9 protein-coding genes are annotated in these 17,629 nt (G+C 45.7%); 6 read left to right on the plus strand and 3 right to left on the minus strand.

Annotated features, from left to right (window positions below; genetic code table 11):
- Window positions 1-24: 24 nt before the first annotated feature.
- A complete protein-coding gene (locus LTAR_RS06400) occupies window positions 25-3,651 on the minus strand; it encodes a [protein-PII] uridylyltransferase family protein (protein ID WP_062421346.1) in 3,627 nt (1,208 codons plus the stop codon).
- A 222-nt stretch (window positions 3,652-3,873) separates the two neighbouring features.
- On the opposite strand from LTAR_RS06400, the gene LTAR_RS06405 reads away from it, so the two are divergent.
- The 6 genes from LTAR_RS06405 (at window position 3,874) to lysA (ending at window position 13,524) form a co-directional block, all read left to right on the plus strand.
- On the plus strand, window positions 3,874-5,175 hold the full coding sequence (locus tag LTAR_RS06405; protein WP_062421347.1) for an ArsB/NhaD family transporter: 1,302 nt from the start codon (window positions 3,874-3,876) through the stop codon (window positions 5,173-5,175).
- A gap of 236 nt (window positions 5,176-5,411) precedes the next feature.
- Window positions 5,412-7,019, plus strand: a complete 1,608-nt coding sequence (locus tag LTAR_RS06410) for an ammonium transporter (RefSeq protein WP_201775944.1) — start codon at window positions 5,412-5,414, stop codon at window positions 7,017-7,019.
- A 172-nt stretch (window positions 7,020-7,191) separates the two neighbouring features.
- Window positions 7,192-8,604, plus strand: a complete 1,413-nt coding sequence (gene glnA / locus LTAR_RS06415; RefSeq protein WP_062421348.1) for a type I glutamate--ammonia ligase — start codon at window positions 7,192-7,194, stop codon at window positions 8,602-8,604.
- 162 nt (window positions 8,605-8,766) lie between these two features.
- Window positions 8,767-11,043, plus strand: a complete 2,277-nt coding sequence (locus tag LTAR_RS06420) for a GAF domain-containing protein (RefSeq protein ID WP_158423399.1) — start codon at window positions 8,767-8,769, stop codon at window positions 11,041-11,043.
- On the plus strand, window positions 11,040-12,131 hold the full coding sequence (locus tag LTAR_RS06425; protein WP_062421350.1) for a response regulator: 1,092 nt from the start codon (window positions 11,040-11,042) through the stop codon (window positions 12,129-12,131). The genes LTAR_RS06420 and LTAR_RS06425 overlap by 4 nt, the downstream gene beginning before the upstream one ends.
- Window positions 12,132-12,222: 91 nt before the next feature.
- Window positions 12,223-13,524 carry a diaminopimelate decarboxylase gene (gene lysA, locus LTAR_RS06430; protein ID WP_062421351.1) on the plus strand — a complete coding sequence of 434 codons (1,302 nt, stop codon included), beginning with the start codon at window positions 12,223-12,225 and terminating at the stop codon, window positions 13,522-13,524.
- Window positions 13,525-13,531: 7 nt separating this feature from the next.
- On the opposite strand, the gene LTAR_RS06435 is transcribed toward lysA, so the two are convergent.
- Window positions 13,532-16,330 (minus strand): helicase C-terminal domain-containing protein, encoded by a 2,799-nt coding sequence (locus tag LTAR_RS06435; protein ID WP_062421352.1) that lies wholly within the window; start codon window positions 16,328-16,330, stop codon window positions 13,532-13,534.
- Window positions 16,331-16,622: 292 nt separating this feature from the next.
- Entirely contained in the window at window positions 16,623-17,594 is a 972-nt protein-coding gene (locus LTAR_RS06440) for a DUF4349 domain-containing protein (RefSeq protein WP_062421353.1), read from the minus strand.
- Window positions 17,595-17,629: the final 35 nt, after the last annotated feature.

Genomic DNA, 17,629 nt, shown 5'->3' on the forward strand with positions numbered 1-17,629 from the left:
GGGCAAATCCCTTCACCGGTTTTATTATCCAAGAAGCCGGGTATTGATTTCCTGTACATCTGTTTGATAAACAAGCAAATCGTCCCGTAAACGATCAATATCATTTCCATACCGCAGTCTACGCGCCAGAAATGAAAATTCTTCACTGCCGAATGGCGGAACGGTGATGTCTTTGGCATTTCCACGGACAACACGAAGGGAGTCGATCAACCAGCGCAGGAAAGTGTGGGCTTTTCGCAATTTCGCGTAATCAATATCAGAGAGAATTTTATTTTCGTATAGACACAACATGGCCTCTCGTATATTCGTTACACGGAGAGCTGGAATATCTTTGCCATAGATTATTTGAAGACCTTGGATCAGGTATTCCACATCAACCAATCCACCCGGGCTGTATTTTGCATTGAATGTGCCGCCGATCACCAGGTGACGAACCTGTCGTTCCCGCATTGCACGCATGGCTGTGACATCAAATATTCCGTTGCTATAGATAAAGTCATCACGCAGTCTGCAGATTTCATCACCAAGCTGTTTATCACCATGGATGGGTCTGAGTTTTACCAATGCCTGACGCTCATATGCCCATGCCGGACCATCAGGGGAAAAATACCGCCGGAAAGCCTCCAGTGATACAGCCATGCTTCCTGCATTACCATATGGACGAAGCCGGAGATCGATCTGGAAAATTCCTTCCTGTCTAGCATGAATTGAAGAGATGACGGACCTGACCAGTTTTTCATAGAATTCACTGATCTCTATTTTTTCCGGACCATCTGTATACCCTGTTCCATCATATATGAACATCAACTCAATATCTGAAGCAAAGCCTAATTCACGTCCGCCGCATTTTCCCAATGCGACGACTGAATATTTCCCTGCTGATCCATCTTCCCCTGTTGGTTTTCCATACCGAAATGTTAACTCTTCAAGACACAGGTTTACCACGGAAGAAATGATCACTTCTGCCAGTTCAGTAAGTTCGGCGGCAAAGTCCCAGAATTCTGATGTAAGCTCTAAAATATGACGCATATCGATACGGAAGAGCTCACGATCTTTGTAGGCATTGATGGCAGCCCGCCAGTCGGGATAACCAATACCTCCGACAATCTTTGTTTCTATGGCCAGAGTGACTTCATTCCTCAATTCCATGCGCGGTTTTGCCGCTGCCAGGGCACCCACATCTTTTACCACCGGGAAAAGGTTGGCATATTGCATCCGGAGAAAATCATCCCACAGGAATTCACTCACGCCCAGAATGTGCGCCAGCGCCTTTAAGACATCCGATTGTTCCAACGATGCGATCTCATCCGTCCAATTGGGACGTTGAAAGAGATGGCCGAGGAATTCGCGGAAATGGAGCAGGGCAATTTCTGGGTTTGGCGAGTTGGGAAGCAAATGTGTGAAGTGTTTAATTAGAACGATCGCTGCCCGCAACTCGCGTTGTTTGCCGGGATCTTCGATCCGATTCCCATTTTCATCGGTCACATAGAAAACATCCTGTGCGCGATTACCGATGGACCTGACTACCATGCGGGCAATATTGGTGCGTGTAAAAGCCAGAGCATTGGTAAATTCGTAAAGAAAACCGAATGTATCCGGGGCATCGATACGCAGGATCGTATACCGGCTGGAAGGTTCATTGATGATTTCGATGTCAATGGGCAGCAGGGGAGCAACCGTTCCGGGAATAGATTGAAATGCCGCTCCTACTCGTTTTGCCAGCGATCCTCGTGCTTCTCTGCGAAGGCCGGACTGAAACATGTCCAACATTCGGTGAAGATCATCACGGTAGTCGTCCCAAACAGATTGATCTACCGGTTTATGATTGGCCGGGCGAACGGTTAACACATCTACGATTTTTTGTCTTGTTTCCTCGTGATTCTTTTTTATTGCCGTATTTTTTGTTCCATTGGTCGTTGTGCCCGGGCTTAAAAGTCCTTTTTCAGATTGACCGGCTGCCTTCTCTGCCGGCTCATACGTGAAGGCATACCCATCAATGATATTCATTCCATGCACAAACAGGAGACCACAAATCACTGATAATTCCCCTGGATAATCATAGGCAACGACAGTTACTCTATAGGTTTCATCTGATGAAAAAGATGTGTCTACGATCACAGGTTTGGATGGGGAAAGTTCACGCGCCAGTCTGGCATGGTTTTCTATCTCTTCTGGTGTAAAGGCTTTTATATATGAGGTATCCATGCGTGAGATATGCTGATGCACTTCTGGCGTAAGCGGTGGAGCTTTCTGAGGGACACCAATATATTTCATGAAAATTGCCCGTATCGCCTGGCAATGTTCCTCATACCGTTCGATGAAATGATCCCCATCTTCAAAACCCAACCGGCGCGCCAGTATCCGAATAGCCATGGAATCTGATGGAAGAGAATAAGTCTGCCGGTAATCCATCATTTGCAGGTAATGTTCAATCGTCCGCAAGAAAATATAACCATCATGCAAAATCCGGGCATCAGCAGATGAGAGCAATCCGGCTGATCTCAGATAAGAGATCGCTTTCAATGATGCCCGGGTGCGGATTTGTGGATATTCCCTCAAATTTACCAATTGAAGATATTGCAGCACAAATTCAATATCACGAATGGATCCGACACCGAGTTTGACCTCTCCCCAATCGCGTCCCTTTTCACGGAGGATTTCTTCTGTTCGTTGTTTCATGGTAAAAACTTCCGTTTTTACCTGTTGAGGAGGCAGGTTCACAATGAAAGGGTATGACATTTCACGGAATTCTTCCCCCAATGGAAGGTCACCGGCTATCGGGCGCAATTTAAGCAGTGCCTGTTTTTCCCAGAGACGGGCATTTTTCTCGAGGTACTGGCAGAAACCTGCCAGGGTTGGAATCAATGGACCATCATTTCCCCATGGACGCAGCCGCAGATCAATACGATATAAAAAGCCATTGGAAGTTGTTGATGCCAGATTATCGATTAATTTTTGTGCAAGTGGAATAAACCTGGATGGATCATCACGGACAATAAACACCAGATCAATGTCTGAACTGTAATTTAATTCCCGACCGCCCAGCTTACCCATGGCAAGAACAGAAAAACCAGTGCTTGAGATTCCCGTCTGGGTGCATGCCAGGTTTAAACAGGTTCGTGTAAGGGCAATGGCTGTACGGGATATTTGAGAGACTACAGCCGAAAGATCATATAAATCAAGGAAATCGCTGGCACCAATACGAAGTAACTCATTTTGTTGATACCGCCTGAGGGCATCTTTCTTTTCAATATCTGTTGATGCAGTTCGAACAGCTGCTTCTGCTTCAGTCTGTATTTGCTCGATTGTTTTTCGCTGGGTTAATTTTTGCCTGTCTAACAAAAGATCAACCGATCGTGGATTTCTTAATAGAATTTCTGTCAGAAAATGACTGGCCGAGAATAAAGTAATGAGAATCTCAATAACCCTCGTATTCTCTTCCAGAAGAGGAATTAGATCGACACCGTAGTTTTCTATAAACCGTTCGAAATTCACGAGTGATCGATCCGGATCGGCGGCTGTTCCCAGTACACTCAAAAAAATCGGGGTTATCTGTTTAAAATTGGGATTTTTCGTTTCAATACGAGTTAAAACTGATCGGGCAGAATGTGGATCTGCAAACGGAATATCTTCCATCAAGGTTTCAACCATAAAAAGATTATACCTGAGAGGGGTATGTGAAATTTATACACAGATATTTTCGGGTACACATCACCCGCATGGGTAATCGAGTTACCAACAACCCCGTTGAATCGATTCCTTTCAGGCAAATTTTGGAGATTCCAATAAAGAAATACTCTCCATACGGGTAATTACAAAAAGGACTACCCATTTGTAAAATGCTCTCATACATCAGAAAACCATGGGGTTCATATGATTAAATCTATCGTAATTTTTGTCATTGCATATGCCGTAATCATCAGCGAGAAATTCCCCCGTCATTGGGTAGCCCTGATTGGAGGAGCCTTACTCATCATCACTGGTGTATTGACTCCACAGGATGCCATAACCTATATCAATTGGGAAACCTTGGGATTGCTTTCAGGTATGTTTGTGCTGGTTTCCATTTTAAATGAAGCCGGATTCTTTTCATGGTTGGCTATGACGGCTATTCGGAAAGTTAACTACCAACCGATTGCTTTGTTTCTGGTGCTTGTTCTGATGGCGAGTGGCTTATCTATGTTTATGGATAGTATTACAGTCATGCTATTCTTATCAGCACTCACACTGCAACTGACACGCCTGCTAAAAATTGATCCAATTCCAGTTGTTATCGCAGAAGTCTGCGCGGCCAATGTGGGTGGTGCAGCCACTCTCATGGGTGATCCACCCAATGTGATCCTGGGTACTACTTTGGGGTACACATTTAACGATTTCGCTATCAATACTGGACCCATATCTGCTTCAATCGCTATTATGTTATTTGTTGTGTTCTATTTTATAAATCGAAACTCCTTGATGCATGCCCGCGAAATGCTTACACCGGAAACGATTGCAGAAATTGAAGGGTTGCAGACAGAAAAAGTGCATGTCCATATGACGCGTGTAGGTGTGGTATTTTTCAGCATTGCTGTTCTTCTGTTGGTATTCCACCTGCCACTCAGTAAAGTGACCGGGCTGCCGATCAATGCAGCGACGGCTGCATTAGTCCCGGCGTTGATGGCTATTCTATTCTTGAAACCTGGTCAAGCTCGAAATGTGATTCTAAAAGTAGATGGTGAAAGCCTGTTATTTTTCGGAGGCCTATTTTTATTGATTGGTGGATTGGAAAAAACGAGGGTATTTGAAATGATGGCCGATATACTGGCGGGATCGACTACTACCAGTAATGGTATGGTGATGGCGTTACACTGGATACCCGGTTTGGCCAGCGGAGTGCTGGATAATGTCCCACTGGCTCTGGCGATGAGTTATGTGTTGGAAGATTTAGCAAAAATCCCTGGAATGCCTGCCCTGGCGTTGATGGTATGGGCGCTCGCGCTTGGTGTAGATATCGGTGGTAACCTGACACCCATTGGTGCATCAGCCAATGTTGTAGCGTATTCGTATATGGAACGGAATTACAGTAAGGTCGGTTGGAAACGTTGGATAATGATTGCTGTCCCTCCCACGCTGATGGCAATGATTATGGCTTCACTCATGGTTGTTGGCAAGGGAATGATCGGTTGGTATTGAATCTGCTTCAAGCCTTCTTCTTCAGAAAACAATAAAACCGCCATTGGCGGTTTTATTGTTTATGAGGTCTGGTCTGGAAATACATTCCTCTCTTTATTATTAAAAAATGTACCTGTTTGGGTAATAAAAATAAAAGAGAAATGCTCCTAATTAATCCAATATCCTCCATCCGGGTAATTTCTCAATCCAGTTGATTTTCATAAAATACGACCAATAATTCACCAAAGGAGTGAGAAATGAGCACCATATTGAAACATCGTATCAAATGGCTACGGATTTTGATTATGGCAAGTCTCGTAGCGGCTCTTTTTATACCGTCTCTGGTGGTTTTCGCTGATGATGGCGGACCAACGGTGGAGAGTGTTAACGGGGCAGTCCAGGGCGTATCGCTGGATCTAAACACTCTCTGGCTTTTTATCGCGGCATTTCTGGTGTTTTTCATGCAGGCTGGTTTTGCTCTCGTAGAGACGGGATTTACCCGCGCAAAAAATGTCGCCCATACCATGATGATGAATTTGATGGTTTTTTGTGTGGGTGCTATTGGTTACTGGGCTACCGGTTTTGCCATTCAATTTGGGGGAATAAATTTCGTGTATCCTGAAATCAGTTCATCACTTCCTGCCTGGTCGTTCGCGCCGGTCACGCTGAGCAACTGGGTTAGCGATAAACTGGTGTCACCGCTATTGATCGGTGGTTCAAATGTATTCGGATTGGACGGTTTCTTCTTGAATGGAGTGACCTTATCAAGCGGCATCCTGGCATTCTTTTTATTTCAGATGGTGTTCATGGATACAGCTGCGACGATCCCAACCGGTTCCATGGCAGAACGCTTGAAATTTTCTGGATTTGTTTTGATGGGATTATGGGTCAGCATGTTTATTTACCCATTGGTAGGCAACTGGGTATGGGGTGGTGGTTGGCTTGCTAACCTTGGGCGTAGTATTGGTTGGGGGAACGGCGTTGTAGATTTTGCCGGTTCGGGCGTTGTACACATGATTGGAGGTGCTGTGGCATTAGCCGGAGCTATAGTGATCGGCCCCCGTATTGGCAAATTTAATAAAGACGGATCAGCGAATACCATTCCTGGACACAATATTTCCCTGGGTGTGTTGGGAACTATCATCCTGTTCTTTGGCTGGTTTGGTTTCAATCCGGGTTCGTCACTCGGCTTTACTGGCGGTCTCCGCAACCTGGCCATTCTAGCGGCCGTGAACACCCTGTTGGCTGGTGCAGCCGGCGGTATGTCTGCCATGTTCTATATGTGGTGGTTCAGTAAAGCTAAAAAACCAGATCCTTCTATGTCTGTTAACGGAGTTTTAGCCGGTCTTGTGGCTATCACAGCTCCCTGTGCATTTGTTGACGTTTGGGCTTCTGTGGTAATTGGATTAATCGCTGGTGTGTGGGTTTGTCTGGCTTCAGTATTGCTCGAAAGGTTAAAAATTGACGATCCAGTGGGAGCCATTCCGGTTCACTTCTGCAATGGCCTGTGGGGTGTACTGGCGGTCGGTATTTTTGCCAATGGCAATCCGGATACGGCTGCATGGAATGGCATATCAACACCGGTGACCGGTTTGCTATATGGGGGAACAACCCAGATATTATCCCAAACAGCGGAGGCTCTTTCCATTATTGTCTTTGTAGGCGGCTTGTCATTCGTCTTCTTCAAAGTGATATCTGCTCTCGGTTTATTAAGAGTTTCTGCAAAAGACGAATTGGCCGGGTTGGATTTACCGGAGATGGGTTCACTGGGATATCCAAAAGACTGGGAGCCTTCATCCACTGCTCTAAAAGGTTTACCTGGAGAAAAAGGAAAGGTCACATCGGTGCCAGTACCGGTGGATTAAGAGGATTGATCTTTCCTGACTGGAAGACAGATACCGGCATGGGGTTGGCCGGTATCTGTTATTAAATATGCTCCATTTGGGTAATGTACGCGGGTAATATGGATGCATATAATCGGGAACATAAGTTTGAAAACGGTCTGAAATCAACGTATTCTATTAAGGAGAGTAATTCATGGCTAAGACAGTTGCAGATGTATTGGCTCTTTCCAAGAATGTAAAAATGGTGGACATCCGCTTCACCGATCTTCCCGGTCAGTGGCAGCATTTTTCCATTCCAGTACACAGACTATCTGCGGAGTTTTTTGAAGATGGTATTCCGTTTGATGGGTCATCCATCCGCGGTTTTCAAGAAATTCATGAATCGGATATGCTTCTCAAAGCAGATCCCGAAACGGCGTTTATTGATCCTGTGGATGCAATTCCGACACTTGTTATTACGTGCGATGTGTATGATCCCGTAACAATGCAGCCGTACTTACGTGATCCACGCTATGTGGCCCGCAAGGCGGAAGCATATCTGAAACAGACTGGAATAGCCGATACTGTTTTCTTCGGTCCAGAAGCTGAATTCTTCATCTTTGATAATGTTCGCTATTCAAACAACACCTACGAATCTTTCTATTACATCGATAGTGAAGAAGGCTGGTGGAACAGCGGCCGCGCAGACAGGCAAAACTTTGGTGGTCAAATTTCCCCGAAACGCGGTTATTTCCCTGTTCCACCGGCAGACACTCTTCAGGACATTCGGTCCAAGATTGTAATGGCTTTGGAAGAAGCCGGTGTTTCGATGGAAATTCATCACCATGAAGTGGCTACCGCCGGGCAGACAGAATTAGGTATGCGTTTCGATACCCTTACACGGATGGCTGATAATTTATTACTTTATAAATACATTGCCAAGAATATCGCCCGGCAGAACGGCAAGACTGTCACCTTTATGCCCAAACCGCTCTTTGGTGATAACGGTTCTGGTATGCATGTCCATGCTTCTCTGTGGAAAGGCAACACCAATGTATTTTATGATGCTGCCGGTTATGCTGGTATTTCAGATACGGCCAAGTATTACATTGGCGGTCTATTAAAACATGCCCCGGCTTTGTTGGCATTAACCTCCCCGACGACAAACTCTTTCCGCCGCCTGGTTCCCGGTTATGAAGCACCGGTCAATCTGGCTTACTCTCAACGCAACCGGTCAGCCATTTGTCGTATCCCGGTGACCAAGAGTTCAAAAGCAAAACGTGTTGAATTCCGCGCGCCAGATCCTTCCTGCAATCCGTACCTATGCTTCGCCGCTTTATTGATGGCCGGTCTGGATGGTATCCAGAATCGCATTGATCCCGGTGAACCACAGGACAAGGACCTTTACGAACTCCCGGCGGAAGAAGCAAAATTAATCAAACAGGTTCCAGGTTCTTTGAGTGATGTTTTGCTGGCTCTGGAAGCAGATCATGATTTCTTGTTGAAGGGTGATGTGTTTACGAAAGATTTGTTGGAAGCCTATATTTCGTACAAACGGTATAACGAACTTGATCCTGTACGGATGCGCCCCACACCTTACGAATTCACTCTGTATTTTGACATCTAGTCCTTTTTAGACGGACGACGAGCAAGCTGTATCGTTATGACCGCCGACAACTGAGTGCCTACCTTCATTGGTTCGACATCAGCGGTCGGCGGTTTGATTTTGATAGGATAATTTTATCGTTGGGCACATGTTACAATGAAAAACATTCACAGGTCTCAGGTTATGAAAATACAAGAATCCATCTCGCCCAATGAAGCCGATATTCGTCTATTGGAGGCTCTGGCAAGCCTCAATCAGATTAGCAAAACAATTAACGAGATTGGCTCAGCTGATGTCATCAGCAGCGTCGACAGCCTAAAACTAATTGTGGAAAGTGCCATCAGGGTTGTCCCCGGATCATCAGCCGTGATCTATACCTATAATGAAGCGAAAGCTATATTTGAACCGGAATCACGTGTTTCTGCCGAACCGGATGGCAATGAAAATCTGGCTGCCGCCAGTATGAAGGATGATCTGCCGCGAGTTCATGGAATTGGGAATCGAGCAGTTAGCCGGCGAGACCGGGTTCTATCGTATGAGGAATCGGATGTGAATGTACATCCGTACTATGAATCTCTGGGTGTCAAAGCAGTTGGGTGTTTCCCAATGATTGTGGCTGATCAAGTTGTTGGTGTTTTATATGTTTATCTTTATGAAGAACGACCATTTTCTCGCCTTGAATTACTAATGCTAGAAAATTTTGTTCACCAGGCTGCAATGGCCATTTACCATTCACGACGTCTGGCTGATGTAAGAAAAGACCTGACACGAAAAGAAGACGACTTGAACCGGTTGAACCGCGCGGGAATGTTGATTTCATCCCGGTTAAAACTGGAAGAAACCCTGGAATCCATTCTTCATCTGGCATTAGATATGACGGGAGCTCATTACGGAATTTTCCGGCTATTGGATAAAAGCGGCAAAAATTTGGTCACCCATGCCTTCGCCGGTCAAGACATGACTCGGCCTTTAACGGAAGAATTGCCCCTTAATTCCAATAGTGTAATGGCTTTTGCCGCCAGAAGTCGACAGACCATACTTATTCCAGATTTGATGGCAGAACCGTGGGCCAAAGTATATTATCCGCTGGATGCGGGAATGCAGATGCGTTCAGAACTGGCGGTACCGTTAATCAATGCCAGCGGCCGGTTGGAGGGTGTCTTAAATCTGGAAAGCCCCGAACCCGGTGCATTTGATGAAAACCACAGCCACAATTTGCAGACCATGGCCACTTTTGCCGTGGCGGCGATCCAGGAAGTCAGATTGCTGGATGCCTTGCAGGAGGTTGCACAGCTTATCCTTTCACAGCCATGCCAGAAGGTTTTAGATCACTTGACGTCTCTGGCGTGCGATTTATTAAATGCGTCTGTCAGTGCGTTGTGGTTGCGACATGAAAATGAACTTGTACTGGAATCTTCCTGCGGCGCTTATGTTCATGGTGAAACCATGCCCGTGGAAGGTAGTTTGACCGGCCTGGCAGTGCTCAACCGGCAAGCTGTTGTAGCAGATGATGTCCGTATTGATCCCAGGTTCCACCGGCGTGATCTGGCCAAATCTCAAAACTGGATGCGAGCCCTTATTGTGCCATTATTATCCAACGAGAATGAACTTCCGCTCGGTGCCATCGGGGTTTACAGTTCAGAACCTGATCCTGGACTTTTTGCCGAATCTGATTGGGACAAAAAGGTACTGACATTCCTTTCGTATTATGCCGTAATGGCCATTCAAAATGAAAGCCGGCAACAGGCTCTGCGATCTGCACAGGAACAACGCTCAGTCGCAGAGACTTTCGCGGCTGTCGGAGATATCGCCTCTAATCTGTTGCATCATTTGAATAATAAAGTGGGAACCATACCGGTTCGTGTTCAGAGTATTCAGGATAAATGCGCACCTGCTTTACAGGCAGACCCGTATCTGGCAAACAACCTGGGGGAGATAGAGCGGTGTGCTATGGAAGCCATGCAGACCGTACGCGACAACCTGTCTCACCTGAGACCTATCAGACTTGAACCCGTGAATATAGAAGGCAGGATTGCAGAAGCGTTGCAGGCGGCAAAACTGCCACCCGGTATAAAAATCCAACTTAAGGGGTTATCAGATCTTCCTCTGGTGACCGCCGGAGGACAAAGTCTGGTATTTGTTTTCACGAACCTGATTGAAAATGCAGCAGATGCCATGCAGGGAAAGGGTATCATTTCGATTAATGGTAAGGCTTTTGAGAAATGGGTCGAAATTACTATCAGAGATACCGGGCCGGGCATCCCGCCTGAATTGCATGACAGAATCTTTGAATTAACTTATTCAGGCCGTAGCGGTCAACGCCCTGGAAAATTAGGATTTGGCCTTTGGTGGGTAAAGACTTTGATGACGCGTCTGGGAGGATCTGTTAATATCGATAGCGATGGTGAGCACGGTACCGCATTCCGATTGCGTTTACCCAGAGTGGAGGAAGTAAAATGAATCAATCCCAGCCTCAGGCGTTAGTCGTTGAAGATGACCGGTCCTGGCAGCAAATTCTATCTGAAATTTTAAGTGATTCCGGTTTGCAGGTGACGGTCACAAACAATCTAGATGATGCCATCTATGAACTTCGAAAAAATCCACATCGATTGGCGATAGTTGACTTATCCCTTTCTCCCAACGACCATAATAATTTCGATGGTTTGAGGGTGTTAGACGCGGTTCGAAAACTTGATCCTAATTGTAAAACGATCCTCCTGACTGGATTTGCCACCGTCGAACTGGCTGTGACAGCGCTTACCGATTATGGTGTTTTTACCTTTCTCAGAAAAGAGAGTTTCAACCGTGGACAATTTCGTGAATTGATATCCCGTGCCCTGGCCAGTGCTCCCCAATCGGCTGGAGCCAGTATTTCGGAGTCACAGACTGTTGATCATTTCACTCAACCATTAAAAAATAGCAGCATATCTAAACGAGAATCCAACCGCGGAAAAGCGATGATTGTGGAAGATGATGCCGGTTGGCGCAGTATTATTGAGGAGTTATTATCTGATGCCGGTTATCAGGTGCGTGTTTGTGGAAGTTTTGGCGAAGCACTCGGTTATTTACGCCGCGAGAAATTTACACTGGCTGTTGTTGACCTGTTATTAAATGGCTCCCTGACGAATTTATGGGAACAACGCATACCCAGCGAGAATCTGGAGGGATACCAACTTCTTGCCAGTACGCGTGCTGCTGGAGTTCCAACGGTTGTCGTCAGCGGAGTAGCCTCACCGGAAGATATCAAGCGAGCTTATGCTGAACAATCGATTTTTGCTTATCTGGAAAAACAGGCCTTTGATCGGGCTTCCTTTCTGAAGATTGTTGAAGATGCAGGCAATATACAAAATACATTCGATGAGCTGCGTGTACTGACCGAGCGTGAACGCGAGGTATTTGACCTGCTGGCTCAGGGGATGACCAACAAAGAAATTGCCGAAAAATTGGTCATTACGACAAACACTGTAAAACGTCACCTGAAAGCTATTTTTGAAAAGCTGGATGTCCACACCCGGTCGGCTGCTGCTGCGAAATCCATGGGAAAATAAACCTGCGACCTGATTTGAATCCTGGTAAGAATTTCGTTTACAATAATTAAACAGGATTATTCCCAAACAGGATTACTGGTTTTGCCTATCCATGGATACTATTGACCTTTTCCCTGATACAGTTGAGATTCATAATGGTCATATTTCTCATATTGGTGGTTGTTCTCTGAAGGAATTGGCTTCAAAATATGGGACGCCATTATACATTTATGATGCTGTAACCTTTGCCTGGAATTACCGTTATCTGCATGATTTACTTGCAGATACATACCCTGGTAATTTTGACATTGCCTATGCTTCAAAAGCGTACTTATCGCTGCCGTTTGCCCGCAAACTGGCAAATCTGGAAACATCCATTGATGTCGCTTCCATCAGCGAATTGGAAATTGTTCTAAAAGCGGGAATTCCACCTTGCAGGATTCATTTACACGGGAACAACAAATCAGAAGCAGAAATTCACAAAGCGATAGACTTGCAGATCGAATCTATTGTGGTGGATAGTCTGGATGAATTGCATTTTGTTGAAGAGATAAGCCGGAAAATGAATCGCATTCCTGCCATCTGGCTGCGTATTACCCCGGATATTACTGTGGATACCCACAAAGCTGTTCAAACAGGACACAGCGCCAGCAAATTCGGAATTCCTGTGGGAAATGGAGAGGCAGAAGAGGCGATTAAGCTGGGTTTATCCAGCGATGCAGTTCGATTAACCGGGCTTCATACACATCTGGGCTCACAATTATTTGATTCTGACCGTTATTCTGAAGCTATCAATATTCTTTTCAATTTGTGTCACAAAACTGACTGGCAACCCGAAATCATCAGTCCGGGAGGAGGGTGGGGTGTACCGTATACAACCGGTTCACCTGACACAGATCCGTCTGATTGGATCGTGGCCATCAGCCACACTGTACAAAACTGTTGTGAGAAGTACCAAATAAAACTTCCCAAAATTATCATTGAACCCGGCCGGTGGTTGGTTGCGAAGGCCGGTGTATCGATCTACTCAGTAGGCAGCACGAAATCTTTACCTACTGGGGAGTGGATCGCAGCTGTAGATGGAGGGATGTCGGATAATCCCCGGCCAGCCTTATATGACGCCCATTATTCCGCAGTGGTCATTGGTAATTCGGCAGACCGTCCGGTTGTGCCGACTCGACTGGTTGGGCGATTTTGCGAATCTGGTGATGAGTTGATCCATCAGATAGACCTTCCCAGACTCGAAAGGGGTGATATTGTTGCCATTCCCGTATCGGGGGCGTATCAACTTAGCATGTCATCCAATTACAATCTGGCAGATCGTCCGTGTGTATTATGGCTGGATAATGGTAAAGTCGAAGTGATGCAAAAACGGGAAAAAGCAAGCCAATCCAACTGGTGGCTTGGTGAGTGATAAAAAATCAAAGATTTAGCCATTTCGCGGCTGTTCTGGGTAATTCCGAGAGCGAACCTGTCACCATGTGACATTCTGGTATGGATTCAATAAATAACTTGCCATATTTTTTGGTGAGAAGGCGTTTGTCGAACACTGCTACAACACCGCGGTCTGACTGAGTGCGGATGAGACGGCCAAATCCCTGACGGAATTTTAGAATAGCTTCTGGAAGCGAATATTCGTTAAACGGATCCTCATATGTTTCAGAACGGGCAGCGATGATTGGATCGGAGGGAACATCAAACGGTAATTTCGTTATGGCCAGAACAGAGAGAGCTTCACCGGGAATATCCACTCCTTCCCAGAAAGCTCTGGTTCCCAGCAGAACGGCTTTATCAGCTCCACGAAAGTTTTCCAACAGCGCATTGGCTGATGCCCCAACACCCTGTTCATATATCTGTATTCCTGCATCTGCCATTCCACCGGCAATAGCCTGAGATGTCTTTTTCAATTGTGCATAAGACGTGAATAACACAAGCATACGGCCGTTTGTGGCTTTTGCCAGCCTGACCAGACCTGATTCAAGAGATTTTTGGTAACCATAGGCGTCTGTGATCTCTGGAATATCATTGATTAAATAAAGGAGAGCGGAATTTTCATAATCAAATGGAGATCCCAAGGCAAGCTCGTCTGCTTCATCCGCATTCAACCGGCTGCGCAGGTAGTCAAACTCACCATGTGTAGTTAATGTAGCTGAGGTAAGTACAACGGATGTTTTCTGGTGCCAGAGGTGTTTTTCCATCAGAGGCCCGATATGCAGCGGCGCCATTTGCAGCGTTATACGGTTGGAGGTCGGCTGTTTTTCGATCCAGTAGATTTGAAGACTATCTGGTTTTGAAACCAGGGAGGTGATATTGGAGCTAATTTCAGAGAACCGGGATGCCACAGTAGCCAGATTACCAATGATATCTTCCAATTCTTCGTTGGAATTCTCTTCATCCGGGCTGCCTGCTCGAATTAAGCCGGTAATCAAATTCAACATTTCTTTTAGCTCTTCACTTTCGTCATACCAGATTTCTTCTACAAGATCCCATGACGGTAACGTTCTTGTAGAATTCTGTATTCTTTCCTGCTGCGGGTATGTCCCCATGGGACGGCCATCGCGCTGATCCGTCAGGAAGTTGTCAACAGCCTCAAAGAATTGATTATTAAGGCTGGTGATCTTGAAAGCCAGATCAGAAACCTGGCGCACAGTTGTTTGTACAGCCGCCAGATCAGATGGTAGGAGAATCCCTTGTAATTGGATAAGAAAACGACCCAGAAGACCGGAATTCAAGCCACCCAGTTCATGGATCAGGCGGTCGAAGTCATATTGGTTGACCTTAAAGGCGAGTGCGCCGGTTGTTGCCTCTTCCATATGATGGCCTTCGTCAATGATCAGATAGTTATATTCCGGCAGAATCCGGTTTCCTGCGGCAACATCAGATAACAGCAAAGCGTGGTTTACTATGATTAGATGGGCGATACTGGCAGCCTGCCTGGATCGGTAGAATGGGCATTCCCCACCTGTTCGGCTTAAACAAGTCTCGGATTTGCAGCCTTCATCTTCTGCTGATATTTTCATCCAGACATCCCATTCGGGAGACTGGTTCAAATTGATCTCATTGCGATCGCCTGTGCCACCTTCATGCAGCCAGATCATGACTTTACCAAGAACTCGCATCTCTTCTGCTGTTTCTGGACCTCGCTGCCGCAGCATTTCAAAGCGGCGAGGACAGAGGTAATTTGACCGACCTTTAAGAACAGTTGCCCGTAAATCAATACCAAGAGCTTCACGTAGATCGGGAATATCTTTATTAATCAACTGATCCTGAAGGTTTATGGTATTTGTGGAGATGACCACACGCGTATTTGTCTGCATAGCCCACATAGCTGCCGGGACCAGATAGGCAAATGACTTGCCTGTCCCGGTACCAGCTTCTACTAACATATGTTGCCCCTCTGAAAACGATCGGGCTATTGCTTTTAACATTTCGAGCTGCTGCGGTCGATATTCATATGAACTAAAAAACTTTGAAAATGGTCCTCCATGTTCTAAAATGGCAGATACTTCATCAATATCCAACCGGGCATTGCCATTTTCAGGTTCTGCTCCGATGACTATTTTCCCTGCAGGTTTTTCGAACAATGGGCCTGATGAAACATGCAGGGCTTTCCGTGCCTGGATTGGTTCACGCGATCTGGCACGTAACACCTGCTGAAGAGCAAAGGATCCAATCCAATCGGTGCGATCACCCTGACGCACCAACTCGGCCAGGAGATCTATTGGAAGTTCACCAGCCTTACGGATCAGCTTTTCATATACCCCGCGAGTTGCGCGGGCATCATCGAGCGCGCGGTGCGTGGCAGGAAAAGGAATGGATAGAAGCTGCCCAAGGGCACCAAGGTTATATCGGCTGGCTGTAGGAAGAAAAACGGCTGCCAATTCATATGTATCAATTATGTCGTTATATTCCAGAATATTCTGCCGCCGAAGGAAACTCAAATCAAACCGGACATTGTGACCCAGAACCGGGCTGTCTCCGACAAAATCAGCAAAATCCTGAATAATCGCTTTGATCGGTGGTTCTTTATGTACCATCTCGTTAGTAATACCGGTCAATTGAGTGATCATCTGAGGGATTGGCCGACCGGGATTAATCAATTGTGAAAATTCTGCTTCGATACGATTACCATTAAATTTAACGGCACCAATTTCAATGATGGCGTCATTCATCGGGTCTAGCCCGGTCGTCTCAATGTCGAGAGAAACAATGGATGTCATAATAGGGTTGCCTGGATTAACCGGCTAATTCTCCCCGATCGAAAAGATATTTGTCTAGGTAATTTCAGCATCGAGAAATTTCCTGGTGTGAAATCATTCGATTGATGTATAAAAGTCCATTAGCAAGGAAAGAGTAATAGCTTTTTCCCCGGGGCTTATTCAAGGAAAGATTCACCGATCTTTACTGTAGAAAAGATTTCCAATTATAGCATTCCAGCTGATAAAACCGAAAAAAGAGAGGGACTGGTTCATATGGAGCCAGTCCCTCTTGTGAAATACTTAGTAATTTAGGTCAGGATGTTTTCTTTGTTTCTTCCTCAACCTTTTGTGCTTCTTTTTTCGCTTTATTCTTCCGTACGATTGCGCGGATAATCATAAATATAATCCAGACCGGGATAAAGAGAATAATGAGCACCGGCAGCAGGAAAAGAATAATCCAGATGGCGGCTTCAGCAAAGAACTTAAGTGCATTGATCAATGCCTGAATCGCATTCCGGGCGACACCACCCGGCTGCCAACCGCCAATGGACAATGGAGCGACGGATGATTTTGATTGAATTGTGATATCAATCGCAGACATTGCGGCTGATTCTTCGTAGTATTTAATCTGCCCTTTGATCACTTCAATTTGTTCACGAACCTGAGTGAGTTGATTGAATACAGACATCACATCTTCTGTACGTGTAGCCGAAGCCATAATTTCTCGCAACTGAGCTTCGGCATCCTCAAGGTTTTTCAAGCGGCTCTGGAGGTCAGTGTATTCCTTTGTAACATTCTGACCTGTACGGTTTTCGGATAAAACATCTGTATCTGGGTTGGGTGTGAGGTTCTTAATCTGTTCCATAGCAGTAGTTAATTTGTCTGCCGGAACGCGGACGGTAATTCGAGCTTCAGGTAATTCAAGACCATTATCATTCCGGGTTTTATAGATGTTGGATGTCACTACAAAACCCTTCATATTTTCTGTCATTTTAATAATTTCATCCATCGATGTTGCCGGGTCGACAACAACGATGGAAATGGACGCATTCTGTATGATCAATTGATCGACAGAGGATTCATTGCCGCCATTGCCAGCTGTTGAACTGGTTATTGAATTCTCTTCTATAGGTGCGGCTGCCTGAGGAACCGCTTCCATTGCTTTGGGTGCCTGTTCGTCATAAGCCTTATTCTGGGCAGCAGCTGTAGGAATACTACTTTTTGCCTGTGCACAGCCAGACAGAAAAAACACCAGCAGACATAAGGATAACCACACACGTTTCATCTTTTCCTCCACCACTGTTGATGATTTATGTTCTA

The organism is Leptolinea tardivitalis, assembly GCF_001050275.1.
GTDB lineage: Bacteria > Chloroflexota > Anaerolineae > Anaerolineales > Anaerolineaceae > Leptolinea > Leptolinea tardivitalis.

Coding starts and splice junctions, on each gene's coding strand:
- LTAR_RS06400 (WP_062421346.1), bottom strand. CDS start 3,651: ATGGTTGAAACCTTGATGGAAGATATTCCGTTTGCAGATCCACATTCT.
- LTAR_RS06405 (WP_062421347.1), top strand. CDS start 3,874: ATGATTAAATCTATCGTAATTTTTGTCATTGCATATGCCGTAATCATC.
- LTAR_RS06410 (WP_201775944.1), top strand. CDS start 5,412: ATGAGCACCATATTGAAACATCGTATCAAATGGCTACGGATTTTGATT.
- glnA (WP_062421348.1), top strand. CDS start 7,192: ATGGCTAAGACAGTTGCAGATGTATTGGCTCTTTCCAAGAATGTAAAA.
- LTAR_RS06420 (WP_158423399.1), top strand. CDS start 8,767: ATGAAAATACAAGAATCCATCTCGCCCAATGAAGCCGATATTCGTCTA.
- LTAR_RS06425 (WP_062421350.1), top strand. CDS start 11,040: ATGAATCAATCCCAGCCTCAGGCGTTAGTCGTTGAAGATGACCGGTCC.
- lysA (WP_062421351.1), top strand. CDS start 12,223: ATGGATACTATTGACCTTTTCCCTGATACAGTTGAGATTCATAATGGT.
- LTAR_RS06435 (WP_062421352.1), bottom strand. CDS start 16,330: ATGACATCCATTGTTTCTCTCGACATTGAGACGACCGGGCTAGACCCG.
- LTAR_RS06440 (WP_062421353.1), bottom strand. CDS start 17,594: ATGAAACGTGTGTGGTTATCCTTATGTCTGCTGGTGTTTTTTCTGTCT.